The organism is Streptomyces sp. G-G2 (assembly GCF_030063135.1).
Classification (GTDB): domain Bacteria; phylum Actinomycetota; class Actinomycetes; order Streptomycetales; family Streptomycetaceae; genus Streptomyces.
Genome location: NZ_JASISO010000045.1, coordinates 56418 through 71687 on the forward strand (window position 1 = coordinate 56418; position 15270 = coordinate 71687).

A 15270-nucleotide genomic window follows, 5' to 3' on the forward strand; every position below is an offset into this window, starting at 1 on the left:
ATGCCGACCGACACCGACACCGAAACCGCCGCACGTCCACCCGCGCTCGCCCCGGTCCCGGGTTCCCCGGACCCGCTGACCACCGCGGCCCTGGCCCCGGTCCCGTACGCTCCCCTGCTCGACGGGGTTCTGGTGGCCGTCCTCGCCCACACCCCGGGCGCCCCGGATTCCGAGCCGGCCGAGGCCGACTGGACCCTGGCCGAACTCCCGGACGGCCTGCGCGTGCTGGAGGTCGCGACCGGTGGTGCCCCCGCCGAGATCCGCTTCTCCGTCCCGCTCGGCGACGCCGCCGGCTACTGGCACCCGCAGGGCGGCTGGCGCCGCACCCTGCTCGCCGATTGGGAGGGCCGGGCCACGGTCTCCCTGGTCGACGGGCTCGCCGCGGGCTGCCTCTACGACTACTCCGGCGCCACCCTGCTCACCTTCGCCGCCGCCGACCCGGCCCCCGAGACCACCCTCCGCTTCGGCGTCTCCGAGGAGAACGACACCCATGTCGTCCACCTCCGGCTGCCCGCCGACGCCGAGGGCCGACCGCACCGGGTAGTGCTCGTCCCGAGCGCCCCCTCGGTGGCCGCCGCCCTGCGGCCGCTGCGCGCCTGGTACGCCCGCGAGCTGCCCCCGATGCCGGTGCCCGAGGGTGCCCGCACCCCCGTCTACTCCACCTGGTACGCCTTCAACCAGGACGTCAGCGCCGAGGAGGTCGAGACCCAGGCCGCCCTCGCGGCCCAGCTGGGCTGCGGCGCCCTCATCCTCGACGACGGCTGGCAGGAGTACGGCCACGGGCGCGGCTACGCGGGCCTCGGGGACTGGCGGCCCGATCCCGCCAAATTCCCCGACTTCACCGGCCACGTCGCCGAGGTCCGCGCTCTGGGCCTGCGCTACCTGGCCTGGACCGCCCCGCTGCTCATCGGCCCCGACGCCGACTGCCACGCCCGCTGGGCCCCGTACGCGCCCGCCCCGGCCACGGTGCCCGGCGCCCACGTCCTCGACCCGCGCCTGCCCGAGGTCCGCCGCCATGTCGTCGAGCTGTGCGCCCGCCTGGTCCGCGACCACGGACTGGACGGACTGAAGCTCGACTTCCTCGACCAGGCCATGGTCTACGCGGGCGACGGCGCGGGCGGCATCGGGCGGGCCATGGCCGGCCTGCTCGCCGAGCTACGGGCCGCCCTGGAGGACGTACGCCCCGAAGGGCTGCTGCTGGAGCTCCGCCAGCCCTACACCGGACCGGGCACCGCCCCCTTCGGCAACATGCTCCGCTCCTTCGACTGCCCGGCCGACGCCGCCGCCAACCGGGTCCGCACCCTGGACACCGCCCTGCTCGCGGTGGGCGGCGCCGTCCACTCCGACATGCTGCTGTGGTCCCCGTCCGCGCCCGTGGAGGCGGTGGCCCGGCAGCTGATCGGCGCCCTGCACGCCGTCCCGCAGCTCTCCGTACGCCTGGACCGGATCCCCGAGGCCCACCGGGCCGCCATCGCGTTCTGGCTGAGCCAGTGGCGCGCCAACCGCGGGGCACTGCTCGACGGCGAGGTGGAGCCCGGCCGCCCCGACGAGCTGTACCCACTGGTCCGGGCCACGGCCGGGGACCGCTGCCTGATCAGCGTCCACGGCAGCCTGGTGGTCCCCCTGGACCTGGCCGCCCACCGCCGCGTGGAGCTGGTCAACGGGTCCGCCAGGGACACCTTGACCCTGGCCGTACGGGGCGGTCCGGCCGAGGTCGCACGCGTGATCCACGGCCCGGACGGCCGTATCATCGAGTCCACGTCGGCCCGGTTCGGGGAGGGGCCGCACACCCTGGCCGTCCCCCGCGGCGGTCTGGCCTCGCTATCGATCACGGAAGGACGGCGATGAAGGTCGGCATCACCGAGGTCGCGGCCCGCGCACAGGTCAGCGAGGCAACCGTCAGCCGGGTCATCAACCGCCGCCAAGGCGTGGCGCGCAAGACCCGGGACGCGGTCGAGCAGGCGATGGCCGAGCTCGGCTACGAACGCACCACCCAAGGCCAGTTGGTGGCCGTGATCACCGACCACGTGTCGAACCCGTTCTTCGCCGACGTCGCCGAGCGCATCGAGTCCGCGCTCGCCCCGCACGGGCTGAAGACGGTGCTCTGCCCGGCCTTCGCGGGCGGGGTCCAGGAGCTCGACTTCATCTCCTCCCTGGTGGACAAGGGCATCGCGGCGGTCGTCTTCCTCTCCGCCTCGAACACCGTCGAGGGCGCGGACACCGAGGCCTACGAGGTGCTGCGCCAGCGCCGGGTGCCGTACGTGGGCGTCAACGGGGAGTTCGCGGACGGGGTGGCGGCTCCGGTGTTCTCCACCGACGACCTGCTCGCCGCCGAGCTCGCAGTCGACCACCTCCACCGGCTGGGCCACCGGAGGATCGGCATGGCCTCCGGTCCGGCGGGCAACCGTCCCGCGGACCGCCGGGTGCAGGGCTTCCTGGCCGCCATGGCCCGACGCGGCATCGAGGACGCCGAGCGCTGGGTGATCCGCCAGTCGTACACGGTGGAGGGCGGACAGGCCTCCGTCGCCCCGCTGCTGGAGCTCGGAGCCACCGCGATCGTCGCCGCCAGCGACTGGATGGCGCTCGGTGCGATCCGGGGGATCCGCCGACTCGGCCGGTCCGTCCCCGAGGACGTGTCGGTGGTCGGCTACGACGGTACGGGGGTCACCGAGTTCACCGACCCGGCGCTGACCACCGTCCGGCAGCCCGCCGACCGGCTGGCGCTCGAAGTGGGCCGCAGCGTGCTGGCCCTGGTCGGCAACCGGGACGTACCCACCGGGGAGCTGCTCTTCGACCCCGAGCTGGTCATCCGGGCCTCCACCGCCCCGGCCCCCGCTGCGGCCACCTCCCCCTGACAGCAGCCCGCGACGTTCACAACAGACCGGCGAGGACCTGTGCGTGCACAGGACCGCCGCCGAACTCGCGGACGGCCGCGAGCTCAGCTACTACGACAGCGCCCCCGGCCGGGACCACGAGGCCAAGGACCAGCGGCCCTTGGACCGGGCCGGGGGCGTCCGCGAACTCCGCCGGGACCCGGCCACCGGCGACTGGGTCGCCATCGCCGCCCACCGGCAGTCCCGTACCCACCACCGGCCCACGGGCGCCTGCCCGCTCCGCCCCTCCCGAGGCGGCCTGCGGAGCGAGATCCCGGACGCCGTCCACGAGGTGGCCGTCTACGAGAACCATTTCCTCTCCGGCGCGGTCGGCCGCTCCACCGATCGCGTACCCCGGGCCCCAAGCCGGCGGGTCACCTGGAGAGCTCCCGTCGGCTTGGGGGTCGGTACTACCGCACCACTCTGGCCCTGGCCCAGTCGGCGTGGTCGCTGTTGATGCCGTCGCCCGCGTCCGTCACCTTCAGTACCAGCGAGTTCACGCCTGTGATGCTGACGTCGATGGACTGCGTCGCGCTCGACGGCGTCATCGTCGCCGGGCTCTCGTACAGCTTGACGCCGTCGCCCCAGACCTCGAACCTGACCGTCGAGTTCGCGCCGACCTCGTCATCGACACCGACGTCCGACTGGAACCGTGAGTAGGCACCGTTCAGGGAGTAGGCGATCGTGCCGTTGGCGTGCGTACCGATGCCCTTCGTGTACGCGGTGCCATTCAGCGTGATGGGGTGCGAATCGACGCTCTTGTTCTTCTGAACAGTGCCGAAGTCGCTTCTGGCGTCGCTCCAGGTGAGATCGCACAGATCGACCGCCTGTCCGTTTCCGGCGGCGGCGGTGGTGACGTCGACGGCGTTGCCGGCTCCGGAGAGATTCCCGGCGGCGTCAACCGCCTTGACCGTGAACGTGTACGGCGTCGAGGCCGACAGCTCCGTCGCGGTGAAGCTCGTACTCGTCGACGTGCCGACGAGGGTGGTACCGCGGTAGATCTTGTACCCGGTCACGCCGACGTTGTCGGTCGACGCCGTCCACTTCAGGTCCACGCTGTTCGACGTCACATTGCTCGATGCGAGGTTGGTCGGCGCGGTGGGGGCCGCGGTGTCGCCCGCTGCGGTCCCGGCGGTCGCGGTCATGGACGCACCGCCGGCCACCGGTACGGTCACGTAGGACACGGTATTGCCGTACAGCGACTTGGTCTGCGGCGTGTACGCGGCGCCGTTCACGGTGATCGTGGCGGGGGTCCCGTAGAACTGGGCTTCCCAATTGACGGTGCCACCGGAGTTGTTGGTCAACGTGGACCCCGTCGTACCCGTGTGCTTGAGCTTCAGGTCGTTGCCACCGACCTTGAGGTGGTCGATCTCCACCCAGGGCGTCTCGGACGTCAGCCGGGAGACGGTGGCCACCTTGTTCTTCGGGGCGTCCGGCTGCACCCCCATCATGCCGTCGATCACGCTGCCGACCGCGAGGAACGAGATCTCCGGGTAGGTGTCCTTGCCGGTCATGAGCTTCTTGAGCCACCCCCAGCCCTCCGAGGACCGGTTGTACTGGTAGTACATCTCCGGCAGGTAGGAGGTCGCCTCGACATTCAGACCGTCATCGTTGGCGGCGATGAAGTCCAGGGAGCTGTTGGTCCTCGCGCCGTGGTCGCCGAGCCCGGTCAGCATCGTCAGGAAGCTGGCCTCGTGCCCCCAGCTGCTGTAACCCGTCCCGGCGGCGTCCTTGCCCCGGATGTACCGGTTGTTCGACGCGTCCCACCAGTTCGCCTCGAAGTAGTCGCGCACCCGCTTCGCACGATCGGCCCACTTCGTGCTGTTGGCGTTGTCACCCTTCGCCTTCAGGATGTCCGCATAGGCCAGCATCGACTGGTACTGGTACCCGAGCGAATCGCCCGCGGAGACGAGATTCTCGTTCGGGAACTCGAAGAACGTCGCCGTGTATTCGCCCGGCTGCTTCTTCGAAACCGGCTGCTCGCTGGACGGGTTCGCGTCGTTCCACGTCACCTCGTGGTTCGTCAGGAACGAACCCATCGTCGAATCGTAGTACGCGGAAAGGGCCGGATCGTTGATCCAGTCCGAGTTGCCGGTCCACTGGTACTGCTTGTACGCCTTGGTCATCAGGTTGAACGGCGACGGCAGTTCACGGAAGCCGGTGCCGTCGATGTAGTACATGGCTCCGTGGGGACTGTGAGCCCACAGCGGCCAGCCGTTCTGACCCGGATCGTCGGCATCGGCCGCGAACGCCTTCATCATGTTGAACGTCTCGGCGTCCAGGCCGAGCGCGTGCGCGCCGTCCGACTGGTGGGCGATGTCCCGGTTGTAGTAGGACTCCCGGCTGGTGTAGGCACCCCAGTAGCCGGGTTCCACCGTCGTGTGCGTGGAATTCTTGAGGCGCCACCACTCGGGTTCATGCCCCATCATCGGGTTCCCCGGGTAGAACGTCATGCCCAGGGCCCGGTCCTTACCCCACTTGAAGCCGTCGTTCAGAGTCGCGTTCGGAGAATCGATGGTCAGGGTGCTGGTCGGCGCCCCGACGTGTCTCTGGATCGTGATCCTGTCGACGCGCGGTACCTCGCCGGCGGACATGGCCACCAGCTCGATGGTGTCACCGGCCTTGAGCGCTACTTTGCTCGACGTACGGGTGTCGATGCTCATCGGGTCGGTGTAGTCACGGGCGTTCCGCTGGGACGTGGCCCATGAATCCACGGGGGTGGAGTTCACGGAAATCTTGTACGTCACTCCGTTCGCGGTCTTGCCGTTGTAGCGCGTGATGAGGTCGTAGGTTCCGTCAGAGCCGTTGAAGGTCGTTCTGGCCGTGCTCGTCTGTCCTGACGCACCCCGGGCATAGGTGACGTTCTCGACTGGCGTGTCGTTCCAGGTGTGGTTCACGGTGTCTGCCGCGAAATTGGTCAGCGACATGTTCTCGACTTCGATCACATAGGGCCCTGCCGTTGCCCCGGCCACCGCCACCGCGGGCGTGCTGGGAATGGCAATTGCGGTGCCTGCTGTTGCGAGCACGGCGGATAGTACACAGGCGAAACGACGCATGCGTGATGGATCCTTTCGAGTGGGGGTGTTCCTCATTCGACGACGGTCGATCTCGACCGCCCATCTGTGGCGGCGTGGAACATGCCGGTGCAGAGCAGTCCCGGCGGCTGTAGGCGGCCCGGACCACCCGCCTTCGCATACCGCCGATGACGTGGCCCCGGAAGTCGGCCGACCGGGCGGTGCGGGGCGACTCCGGAGCCCTGTCATCGTGAGTGCGGTGAGATCGCCCGTGACCGCGTCGATGCCGAAGCGCGGCCGGGGCGCCTCTGGCCGGACGAGGTCACCTGAGCCGTACGCGCGGTCGCTCGAGTTGGCTTGCCGCAGCCCCTTCGCGTCCGGCAGGGCGGGGCCGGAAAGATCGAGAATGCGGCCCGCCCGGGCATCGAAGGGGTTCCACACGGCCCTGGCGATGCCGACGCGAGGGGGACGCGGGAGAGGGAAGATCGTGCGCCGCACCGGACGCGGCGGCGGGCCCGGGTAACTCCTCTCATGAAACGCCGTGTTGGAAGAAGTTGAACTGTGTTGCCCATCGAGAAGTGGTGTCAATGGTTGTGTTCGGTTCGATCGTGCTGGGTTCGCTCGTGTGCGGGCTGGGAGTTCCGGTCCAGGTACGCCGCCTCGGCGCGCTTGGACCCGACGGCATCGACCTGGGCGACGCCACGTATCTGCAGGTCAGCGTCTCGACACAGCCAGATGGCACCTGCTCCGCCAAGGCGACCAGGGCGGGGTGACCACGCCGGGAGCAGCGCGAGCAATCTGGCACCAACCGTCATCTTGCAACGGAGGCTTGACGGGAATTCAGAAAGTTTTCATCGCCGTATTGCATGCCGGGGTGAGCGTGAGTAGTGTCCTGACCCGTAGGGCACATCTGCGCACCCCTCAGGAGCCGGCGCACGCTTGAGGTGACGAGGTGACGCCGAGGGGGGTCGATCGAGGCGGAACCGGGCGGTGGGCATGGCGGGAACCGGCGCGTTGGTCGAGTTCTCCACAGTCTTCCGTGTCGTACGTGGCGGGGCTGCCGGCCAGTTGGCGGGGCGGAGGTAGGGCGCCCAGACGGCGGAAGGCTGCGTGGAGTTGGTGTAGCCAGGGCCAGGAACCGACCGCCCTTGTCGATCTGGAGTACGGGGGCCTACGGTTCGGGACCCTGCACGAGCAGGATCCGTGGCGGAACCGGAGCCCTTGACGGGGCTGTGGCCGTCACCAACCACAGGGTGCGGGAGGGCCTTTAGGCTCCATGCTCCCGGGCCGACGCGATACCCGCCTGTACCGCTTCCAGCAGGGCTTCCAGGCCCTGCGCCCGCTGCCATTCCTCGGCCGAGTGGTGCTGTGTGTGCCGCGTCGCCGGGGCTTCGGGCGAACCGGCGACGATCTCGACGGTCCGCCTCCCCTTCCGGTCGGGGCCCGTGACCCGCAGATCCATGTTCCGGACGTGGAACCGCTGCGGATTGCTGCCGAAGACCTCCAGGATCCGGCCGTCGAACGTGTAGAACTCTCTGCCTGCCCTGGCCGTGATCTCCTCGGTCATGGAGTGACGCTACACGCGGGGACCAGCGGCTGTCAGGCTCCCGTTCGCCAGTAGGTCCATCACCGCTCCCGCCGCCGGACGGGCCTGGCGGAGCTGGAGGTCGAGGACGGAAGCCGGGGTTCGAGACCCCTTGGAACACCAGTGGGTTCATCAGGGACCAGAGGACGTCGGGCCGCCCCGGCGCCCGGATCTCCCGGCCGTCGCGAGATGACGACCGTGGGCGTGGTGACGCCCGCGAGGAGGTTAATTCCGGGCTCCGGTCGACCTCGTACCACCGGCCGTCCAGGTCCGCACGGAGGACCACGCCCTAGGAGACTGCTGAAGATCTTGCTCGGGGCGCCCGAGTCACCCCGATTCACCGGTAAATGTCGATCGGGGCAACCTGGTGCAAGCCGGGCGCGTTTCCAAGATCTTCAGGACACTCCTAGGTGCCGGTGTCGAGTTCGCCGGGTGCAGTCCACCCGGTGCCCGAGCCGGGGACCCAGGCCGACGGTAGCCACATGGTCGGGCGAGCAGGTCCGGTACGGGTCGCCCAGGGCAACCCGCGCGTGACGCCCCGGCCCCGGCCGCAGCGCGTCGGCGTCCCGTTCCCGGGCTCAGGGCGCGGTGGCTTCCCAGGCCGCCTTGATCATCCGGAAGACCTCGTCCACCGTGGCCCCGGGATCGTCCGCCCGACAGGCCAGCGCGTAAGCGTCGATGGCGAACCGCGCGGTCGCCCGGCAGGCCGTCGTACTCCGGGACACGCGGGGATCGGCGGCCAGCGCCGCTGCCAGCGCGTGAGCGTGACGCAGGCTCATCGACTCCTCGTATTCCCGCAGGGCGGGCGATCCCTCGATCATGCGCCGGACGGGGGCACTGCCCTCCGCCGTGCAGTGCCGCACCAGGGCCTGGACCTCGCGGTGCAGCGCCGGGATGAGCGGCTCGAGCGGAGGCCGGTCGGTCACCGCCCGTGTGAGGCGCTGCTCGAAGTCCTGGTCGCGCTCGAACACCAGGGCCTCCTTTGAGGCGAAGTGCGCGAAGACGGTGGTGACGGCCACGTCGGCCTCGGCCGCCACGTCACGGATGCCCACGACGTCGTACCCGCGCTCCAGGAAGAGGCGCAGCGCGGTGTCAGCGATCTTCTGACGGGTCGCGGCCTTCTTGCGTTCGCGGCGTCCGGACGGCTCGGTCATGCCCTGACACTACCAGGTGTGATTCACGAACCGTTGTGAAACCCTAACGGTTAGGTCCATCTTCGGCCGCATGAAGAAAATCAGCTTTGCCGAGTTCGGCGGTCCCGAGGTCCTGCACCTGGTGGAAGCCGAGGAGCCCCACGCGAGCCCCGGTCGGATACGCATCGCCGTACGGCGGCGGGTGTCAACCCCGTCGACGGGAGGATCCGGGAGGGCCAGGTCCTGGGAGCCCATCCGGTCGAGCTGCCCGCCGGGGTCGGACTGGACGCCGCCGGGGTGGTGGATGAGGTCGGCGAGGGCGTCAAGGGGGTCGAGGTCGGCGACCGCGTGTTCGGCGAAGGCGCCGACACGTACGCCGAATTCGCCGTGCTGTCGGCCTGGGCCCGGATGCCCGAGGGACTGGCCTTCGAGGAGGCGGCCGGGTACCCGTCGGTGGTGGAGACCGCGCTGCGCATCATCCGCGAGGTCGGCGTGCGGCCCGGGCAGACACTGCTGGTCAGCGGCGCGTCCGGCGGCGTCGGGTCGGCGGTGCTGCAGATCGCCCGCGCGCGCGGCATCACGGTGATCGGCACGGCCGGGGCTGCGAACCAGGACTACCTGCGCGGCCTGGGCGCCCTCGCCACGACCTACGACGAGGGCTGGGTCGAACGGGTACGGCGCCTGGGCCGGGTCGACGCGGCCCTCGACCTGGCCGGCTCGGGCGTGATCCCCGAACTCGTCGAGCTGACCGGGGACCCGCGCAAGGTCGTCTCCATCGCCGACCTCGGTGCGCCGCAGCTGGGCGTCCGGTTCTCCGGCGTGGCCGGGAGCGTGCCGGACGCGCTCTCCGAGGCCGTCGACCTCATCTCCCGGGGCGGGCTCCACATCCCGGTCGAGAAGTCGTACTCGCTCACCGAGGCAGCGGCGGCGCACGCTGACAGCCGCGCCGGCCACACCCGGGGGCGCCGGGTCCTGGTCGTCTGAGCCGCGGCCCGCCCGGCGTCCCGCGCCGACCAGCCGGTCACTCGTGCTGTGGCCGGGGAAGGTTTGCCGGGTCGCGGTGTTCGGTCGCACGGATGAGGAGTGGGAACGACTGAGGCCGTTCCTGCCGGTCAGCAACAGGAGTTGTGGCAGGTGGCGGGACCATCGGCAGGTGATCGACACGACCGAGCGGGCGCGGCCGAGGCGGACGCGGCCGAGGCGGACGCGGCCGACGACATCGACGGGGACGTCTCGGTCGACTCCACGATCGTACGTGCCCAGCCAGGGCCGGTCGTCGGATCGCCGGCAGTCGAATCACTCCGCCGATGGGGAGGACGACAGCGGGGGAGGCGAGCAGACGGGCATCCGTCAACGCTGGCGGGTGAGTGCCCGGGCACGTGGGTCCTTCGTCCGAACGGTGACGCCGATGATCCCGGCGACCGCTGCCATGGCCAGCGTCGCGGCGAGTGCCCGGGAGGATGCGCCGGGGTGCAGAATGACCGCCCACGGCTGGGGAGAGCGGCCTCGCCAGCCGGCCACCCCCAGGACGAGCGGGATCGCCGCGAGCAGCGGTGCCGCCACTCGTGGGCCGAACAAGGGGCTGATCGTCACCGCGGCGGCGAGATAGAACACCGTGTTCCGGCCGACCATCAGTGCGACGTCGTCGGAGCCCAGCGCGTGGGCGATGGCGGTGATCGTCAGTACGGTCGCGGCCAGGGCGGCGGCCAGGGCCGTGTCCAGGCGGTGCACCGGTCGCAGAGCCGTGGCCTCGACGGCCGGTGCGACGCGGCCGGTGGCGTTGAGCCACAGCACGGCGGGTACGACGGTGACCAGGGCGCCGAGGAAGAAGTCGCCGCCGCTGCCGGTCAGTGAGGGGACCGGGAGTGCGATGCGGCCCAGGCCGATGCCGGTCAGGGCGGTCAGGAGGGTGACCCCGAAGAGGGCGGCTCCGCTGCGGGACTTGAGCCACCAGATCACCGGGCGGCTCCGGGGACATCGAGGCGCGGCGGTTCCGTGCAGCCGGAGAGCGCCTTGCGGTTGGCCTCGTACCAGGCGAGCTGGTCGGCGCGGGGCCGGGCGAGTACCTGGCGGACCACGGCCAGGTCCTCGGCGGAGAACCGGCCCGGGGCCGGTGCGGGCGGCGTTCCTTCGGCGGTTGCGGTGAGCCAGCCGTTGAGCGGGCCGCGGGCCGGGGACGCGGGGTACGTGCCGGACGGCCGGGGACGCGGGGTACGTGCCGGACGGCCGGGGACGCGGGGTACGTGCCGGACGGCCGGGCGCATGCGGGGACCCCTGGCATGAATACGTTCGCCACCCGCAGGGGGAGGTTGTCGGGCAGCACCTGACCGGAGGTGCCGAAGGCGGCCTCGCCCGGCCGCGGGACGGCACTGAGGGTGCCGGCCACGGGAAGACCTGCCTGCCGCAGCCGAGCGGTCCGGGCGCGGACGAGATCCCCGACGCGGCGGCGCTCCGGGGTCTCGGGCCAGAGACAGATCTCCGGGATGCCCTCGGTGTCGCAGACCAGTTCAGAGGGGTCCCGGGCGATGAAGGAGTTGTAGCCCATGTCGCGGACGGGCCAGTACGCCGCCACCGAAGCGACCACCGCGATACCGGCGGCGAGAGTGCGCGGTGTCCGGCCCGCGGACCGGATGATCATCGCTGCCGCCGTGGACAGGCCGGCGGCCAGGACGAGCGGCGACCAGACGGCGGCCGGGTTGATCACGGCGCCGACCTCGCAGCACCCCTCGAAGGCCTGCCCCACCAGGTGGCGCGGCCACGGTGTGCCGAAGGAGGCGGGATAGCCGACGACGCAGAACGCGGCGACCATGGCGACGGGTGCGGCAGCGATCCCCGGAACGACCCGGCCCAGTAGATGTCCCAGCAGGCAGGAAGCCGCCGGGACACCGGCGAGCGCGGCGAGCACCCCCAGGTGGGAGAGCGCCGGCAGGGCGCCTGCCGCACGCGAGGTCAGGACCAGCGCCGCAGCCAGTGCGGCCAGTCCCATGCCCCAGACCGGAAGCAGGACGGACGTCGCGATGGCCAGGGGCGACCGTACCGGCGCCTGGTCCTGCAATCGGCCGCGGCGCAGCCGCGCCGCCTCCCACGCGCCGCCGGCCGCGCATGCCGCGGCTACCGGGGGCAGTGAGAGCCCGATGCGCCCGATCACGGCAGGGCCGTAGTGGGGAGTGATGAAGCGGGTCATGCCTTCGCCCAGGAGGACGACGACGTACGCGAGGAGGAAGGGCAGCAGGGCGGTGGCGGAGGAGGTCCGCAGCAGGGTGCGCCATCGCATGGATCAGACCTCCCGCCCGACGAGGCGGGCGTAGGCGGCTTCGGCCTGTTCCCGGCCCCCGCCGACGGCGGGTGCGAGAGCGTGGAAGTCGTGGGGGTCGCCTTGGAAGCGGACGGTTCCCTGGTCGAGCACGACGACCTGGTGATAGAGGTCGGCGAGGTCTTCGGTCTGGTGCGTCGAGACCACGATGCGCATGGTGCCGGAGAGCTCTGCGACGAGGTCGCGGAACATCTGGCGCTGGGTCGGATCGAGTCCGGCGGTGGGCTCGTCCATCAGGATCAGTTCGCTGTGATGGGTCAGTGCTCCGGCGATTCCCATACGGTGCAGCTGGCCGCCGCTGACCTGGTGGCTCTTGCGGCCCGCGAGCTGGGTCAGCCCCACCCGGGCCACCGTCCTGGCGGATGCCTCCCAAGCGGCCTTGCGGCTGAGGCCCTTGAGCCAGCCGGCATGGGCGACCTGTTCGCGCACGGTCCGGCCGGGCACCGGAGTGATCTGCTGCGGTATCCAGGCCACCTTGCGACGGTAGGCGGACCGGTCACCGCGGTCCGCACGGGTGCGCCCGAGGAGACCGTTCCGGCTGCCGGACGGAGTTGGGAGGCGGCCAATCCCAACAGGGTGGACTTCCCGGAGCCGTTGGGGCCGAGGAGTACGGTCGCCGGCGCGTCGAGGGTGAGCCCGAACTCGCTGAACACGGGTGCCTGGCGACCGTAGCGGAAGGCTATTCCGTCGAGAACAAGAGCCATGGGGCGGCGCGCAATCCGCCGCCCGGTGAGGTGAGCGGCACGTGTCTGGGGAGGGTGGACGGCTGGGGTGCCCCGGCGCTGCTTCCGCCGGGAAACCCCTGTTGTTCTGTGCCGACGCCGGGACCCCGTCGGAGCCATCCACCACGACACGTGTGACTCGAACTGGTGCTCAGCATGCGCCGGCCCGACCCCGACGAGGCCGAACACCGCGGTACCGGCCAACAGGCCGACCGATTTCCGACGGCAGGAGACACCGTCGCCGCTCCGTTCGCCCTGGCGGTCGGCGCCGCGGCCGGCGCCGCTTCAGGCGGTCGGCCCCTGGTTCCAGGTGGCGAGGACGTCCTCGGTGGTGGTGATGGTGGCGACCAGGGCCAGGGAGTTGCGGATCAGCTCGGGCGCGTAGGAGGCCGGCACGCCGGCGATCGCGTCGGCCGGGACCACGACGGTGTAGCCGAGGTTGACCGCGTCGAAGACGGTGTTCGGGATCGCGATGTTGGCCGAGACCCCGGTGACCACGAGGGTGCGGCAGCCGAGGTTGCGCAGCAGGGCGTCCAGGTCCGTACCGGCCATCGGCGACAGCCCGTGCAAGCGGCGTACGACGATGTCCTCGTCGGCGACCGCGATCGGCGCGGCGACCACGACCGCCGGGGTGCCGGACAACTGCCGCACCGGGAGTTTCCCGGCGGCCCGGAACAGCCGCGCGTTGGAGTTGGCCCCGCGCCCGTCGGGGCGCCGCTCGGCCACCGCGTGCAGGACCTGCACGCCCGCCAGGTGAGCGGCGTCCACCAGCGCGGCCACCCGGGCGAGCATCCCGGAGTCCTGGGCCTCCTTGGCCAGTTCGGGCAGGGCGCTGTCCTCGCCGACCACCCCGTTCTGGCACTCGACGGTCAGCAGCGCGGTGGTGGCGGGGGCGAGTTGCGCCCCGAGCCGGTCGCGTCCGGCGGCGTCCTGGGCCATGCGTCCCCCTGGCGTGATGACGGAAGAGGCTTCATGATTCCTGACACACAGTCAGATGTGAAGGGGAGTGGGGCAGATGGACGGCGCACAGCGGCGCGGCCGCCGGATCATGATGACCGGGGAGGAGGTGGACGCCTTCCTGCGGGCCCAGCGCACCTGCCGGGTCGCCACGGTCTCCACCGACGGCCGCCCGCACGTCGGGGCCCTCTGGTTCGCCTGGGACGGAACCTCGCTCTGGCTCTACTCGATCACCCGCAGCCGACGCTGGGCCGACCTGCGGAAGGACCCGCGGATCTCGGTGGTCGTGGACGCGGGCGAGGAGTACGACCAACTGCACGGCGTGGAGCTCTCGGGCACCGCGGTCTTCGTCGGCGAGGCCCCGCGAACCGGCGAGCCGTGCCCCGAACTGAATGAGGCCGAGCGGCTCTTCCCGGTGAAGAACTTCGGCATCACCGAGATGCCGCACGACGGCAGGCACGCGTGGATCCGGCTGACCCCGGACTCGGTGGTGTCCTGGGACTTCCGCAAGCTGTAGGAGGCCGGGGGCAGCTCGGGCCCGGAGCGGGCCCGACTCGGGGAGCGCGGCCCGGAGCGGCGCGGCCCGGCCCAGACCAGCGCGGCCCGGACCAGCGCGGCCCGGACCAGCGCGGCTCAGAGCAGCGCGGCGGCCTCCCGCAGGGCCGCCACGGCCGCCCTGATCGAGGGCCGCCGGTCGGCGTCCGCCCGCCAGACGACGTACACGTGGCGCCGCAGGCTGTCGCTCACCGGCAGCAGCCGGACCCCGGAGGGCACCGGTCCGCGCCCGAGCCGCGGCGCCACGCACACCCCGAGCCCGGCCTCGACGAAGGCCAACTGGGTGTGGTGCTCCTCGGCGATGTGCGCGATGCGCGGCTCGACGCCGAGGCCGCGCAGGGTGAAGACCAGCCACTCGTGGCAGAACTGGCCCTCGTTCCAGGAGATCCAGTCCTCCTCGGCGAAGTCGGCGAGCGAGATCCGGCCCCGGTCGGCGAGCGGGTGCCCGGCGGGCATGGCGATGTCGACGGAGTCGTCGAGCAGATGGGTCCGGGAGAGTTCGACGGGCACCGGCATCCGGCGGTTGTGCCAGTCGATGGCCACCGCCAGGTCGAGGTCCCCGCGCACCACGGCGAGCATGCTCTGCTCCGGCTCCCGCTCGGTCACCCTGACCCGCAGTTCGGGGTGTCCGGCGCGCAGGGAGGTCAGGGCGCCCGGCAGCAGCCCGCGCATCGCCGTGGGGAAGGCGCCGATGCGCAGATCCCCGACGGCCCGGCCGCGCTGGGCCTCCACGTCGGACTGGGCCAGCTCCACCTGCGAGATGATCCGCGCCGCGTGGTCGGCGAGCAGCCTGCCCGCGTCGGTGAGCCGGATGCCGCGGCCGTTCTTGGCGAGCAGCGGCTGGCCGACCTCCCGTTCGAGCTTGGCCATCTGCTGGGAGACCGCGGAGGTGGTGACGTGCAGTCCGCCGGCCGCGCCGCTGACCGACCCGTGACGGGCAAGGGCGTCGAGGGTGCGCAGGCGCTCCAGGTTCAACATGTAAGCGATGCTACGTCGTCACCCCAAAGAACATTCGCTTGTTCTAAGAAGTTGTACGCAGCACAGTAAGCCCCATGAGCGCACCCGCGGCGTCCCGCCCGCCCCTGACCACCGCCTTCCCCCTCCCCACCGCCCCCCTC

At 71.3% G+C, this 15270-nt stretch carries 14 protein-coding genes and 3 pseudogenes; 7 read left to right on the plus strand and 10 right to left on the minus strand.

The annotated features are described in order from the left end of the window. The 3 genes from QMF80_RS29465 to QMF80_RS29475 are packed head-to-tail and all read left to right on the plus strand — an operon-like array spanning window position 1 to window position 3330. Entirely contained in the window at window positions 1–1848 is a 1848-nt protein-coding gene (locus QMF80_RS29465) for a glycoside hydrolase family 36 protein (RefSeq protein ID WP_283458701.1), read from the plus strand. Next, the gene (locus QMF80_RS29470) at window positions 1845–2855 is read left to right on the plus strand and encodes a LacI family DNA-binding transcriptional regulator (protein ID WP_283458703.1); all 1011 of its coding nucleotides are present in this window, start codon (window positions 1845–1847) and stop codon (window positions 2853–2855) included. The genes QMF80_RS29465 and QMF80_RS29470 overlap by 4 nt, the downstream gene beginning before the upstream one ends. Window positions 2856–2898: 43 nt before the next feature. Continuing rightward, the gene (locus QMF80_RS29475) at window positions 2899–3330 is read left to right on the plus strand and encodes a hypothetical protein (RefSeq protein WP_283458706.1); all 432 of its coding nucleotides are present in this window, start codon (window positions 2899–2901) and stop codon (window positions 3328–3330) included. Here the strand turns inward: QMF80_RS29475 and QMF80_RS29480 are convergent. After that, window positions 3284–6328, minus strand: a complete 3045-nt coding sequence (locus tag QMF80_RS29480; RefSeq protein ID WP_283458708.1) for an NPCBM/NEW2 domain-containing protein — start codon at window positions 6326–6328, stop codon at window positions 3284–3286. The two genes, QMF80_RS29475 and QMF80_RS29480, sit on opposite strands and share 47 nt — an antisense overlap. A 146-nt stretch (window positions 6329–6474) precedes the next feature. Here QMF80_RS29480 and QMF80_RS29485 point away from each other — a divergent pair, with 146 nt between their 5' ends. Next, window positions 6475–6660, plus strand: a complete 186-nt coding sequence (locus QMF80_RS29485) for a hypothetical protein (protein ID WP_283458709.1) — start codon at window positions 6475–6477, stop codon at window positions 6658–6660. Window positions 6661–7154: 494 nt separating this feature from the next. Here the strand turns inward: QMF80_RS29485 and QMF80_RS29490 are convergent, their stop codons facing one another. Further along, on the minus strand, window positions 7155–7454 hold the full coding sequence (locus QMF80_RS29490) for a hypothetical protein (RefSeq protein ID WP_283458711.1): 300 nt from the start codon (window positions 7452–7454) through the stop codon (window positions 7155–7157). Window positions 7455–8050: 596 nt separating this feature from the next. After that, window positions 8051–8626 carry a TetR/AcrR family transcriptional regulator gene (locus QMF80_RS29495; protein ID WP_283458712.1) on the minus strand — a complete coding sequence of 192 codons (576 nt, stop codon included), beginning with the start codon at window positions 8624–8626 and terminating at the stop codon, window positions 8051–8053. A gap of 70 nt (window positions 8627–8696) precedes the next feature. Between QMF80_RS29495 and QMF80_RS29500 the strand changes: the two are divergent. Then, window positions 8697–9589 (plus strand): annotated as a pseudogene (locus QMF80_RS29500) (NADP-dependent oxidoreductase). Window positions 9590–9955: 366 nt separating this feature from the next. Here QMF80_RS29500 and QMF80_RS29505 read toward each other — a convergent pair. From QMF80_RS29505 to QMF80_RS38435, 3 genes and pseudogenes are all read right to left on the minus strand, one after another. Further along, window positions 9956–10564 carry a hypothetical protein gene (locus QMF80_RS29505; protein ID WP_283458714.1) on the minus strand — a complete coding sequence of 203 codons (609 nt, stop codon included), beginning with the start codon at window positions 10562–10564 and terminating at the stop codon, window positions 9956–9958. Further along, the gene (locus tag QMF80_RS29510) at window positions 10561–10869 is read right to left on the minus strand and encodes a DUF7224 domain-containing protein (RefSeq protein ID WP_283458716.1); all 309 of its coding nucleotides are present in this window, start codon (window positions 10867–10869) and stop codon (window positions 10561–10563) included. Before QMF80_RS29510 ends, QMF80_RS29505 begins: the two co-directional genes overlap by 4 nt. Window positions 10870–10883: 14 nt before the next feature. Next, a pseudogene (locus tag QMF80_RS38435) lies at window positions 10884–11243 on the minus strand (hypothetical protein); the annotation flags it as partial. On the opposite strand from QMF80_RS38435, the gene QMF80_RS29515 reads away from it, so the two are divergent. Then, the gene (locus tag QMF80_RS29515) at window positions 11149–11388 is read left to right on the plus strand and encodes a hypothetical protein (RefSeq protein WP_283458718.1); all 240 of its coding nucleotides are present in this window, start codon (window positions 11149–11151) and stop codon (window positions 11386–11388) included. The pseudogene QMF80_RS38435 and the gene QMF80_RS29515 sit on opposite strands and share 95 nt — an antisense overlap. A gap of 494 nt (window positions 11389–11882) precedes the next feature. On the opposite strand, the gene QMF80_RS29520 is transcribed toward QMF80_RS29515, so the two are convergent. The 3 genes and pseudogenes from QMF80_RS29520 to QMF80_RS29530 form a co-directional block, all read right to left on the minus strand. Then, window positions 11883–12392 carry an ATP-binding cassette domain-containing protein gene (locus tag QMF80_RS29520; RefSeq protein ID WP_283458720.1) on the minus strand — a complete coding sequence of 170 codons (510 nt, stop codon included), beginning with the start codon at window positions 12390–12392 and terminating at the stop codon, window positions 11883–11885. An 83-nt stretch (window positions 12393–12475) separates the two neighbouring features. Next, a pseudogene (locus QMF80_RS38145) lies at window positions 12476–12760 on the minus strand (hypothetical protein); the annotation flags it as partial. A 165-nt stretch (window positions 12761–12925) separates the two neighbouring features. Next, on the minus strand, window positions 12926–13579 hold the full coding sequence (locus QMF80_RS29530; protein WP_283458721.1) for a cysteine hydrolase family protein: 654 nt from the start codon (window positions 13577–13579) through the stop codon (window positions 12926–12928). 76 nt (window positions 13580–13655) lie between these two features. Between QMF80_RS29530 and QMF80_RS29535 the strand changes: the two genes are divergently transcribed. After that, window positions 13656–14114 carry a pyridoxamine 5'-phosphate oxidase family protein gene (locus QMF80_RS29535; protein ID WP_283458723.1) on the plus strand — a complete coding sequence of 153 codons (459 nt, stop codon included), beginning with the start codon at window positions 13656–13658 and terminating at the stop codon, window positions 14112–14114. Between the two features lie 116 nt (window positions 14115–14230). Here the strand turns inward: QMF80_RS29535 and QMF80_RS29540 are convergent, their stop codons facing one another. Beyond that, window positions 14231–15130 carry a LysR family transcriptional regulator gene (locus tag QMF80_RS29540; protein ID WP_283458725.1) on the minus strand — a complete coding sequence of 300 codons (900 nt, stop codon included), beginning with the start codon at window positions 15128–15130 and terminating at the stop codon, window positions 14231–14233. Window positions 15131–15270 lie beyond the last annotated feature (140 nt).

Bases quoted from the DNA above. Each gene is read 5' to 3' on its own strand.
- QMF80_RS29465 (WP_283458701.1), top strand. From the start codon at position 1: ATGCCGACCGACACCGACACCGAAACCGCCGCACGTCCACCCGCGCTC.
- QMF80_RS29470 (WP_283458703.1), top strand. From the start codon at position 1,845: ATGAAGGTCGGCATCACCGAGGTCGCGGCCCGCGCACAGGTCAGCGAG.
- QMF80_RS29485 (WP_283458709.1), top strand. From the start codon at position 6,475: ATGGTTGTGTTCGGTTCGATCGTGCTGGGTTCGCTCGTGTGCGGGCTG.
- QMF80_RS29490 (WP_283458711.1), bottom strand. From the start codon at position 7,454: ATGACCGAGGAGATCACGGCCAGGGCAGGCAGAGAGTTCTACACGTTC.
- QMF80_RS29495 (WP_283458712.1), bottom strand. From the start codon at position 8,626: ATGACCGAGCCGTCCGGACGCCGCGAACGCAAGAAGGCCGCGACCCGT.
- QMF80_RS29510 (WP_283458716.1), bottom strand. From the start codon at position 10,869: ATGCGCCCGGCCGTCCGGCACGTACCCCGCGTCCCCGGCCGTCCGGCA.
- QMF80_RS29515 (WP_283458718.1), top strand. From the start codon at position 11,149: ATGTCGCGGACGGGCCAGTACGCCGCCACCGAAGCGACCACCGCGATA.
- QMF80_RS29530 (WP_283458721.1), bottom strand. From the start codon at position 13,579: ATGGCCCAGGACGCCGCCGGACGCGACCGGCTCGGGGCGCAACTCGCC.
- QMF80_RS29535 (WP_283458723.1), top strand. From the start codon at position 13,656: ATGGACGGCGCACAGCGGCGCGGCCGCCGGATCATGATGACCGGGGAG.
- QMF80_RS29540 (WP_283458725.1), bottom strand. From the start codon at position 15,130: ATGTTGAACCTGGAGCGCCTGCGCACCCTCGACGCCCTTGCCCGTCAC.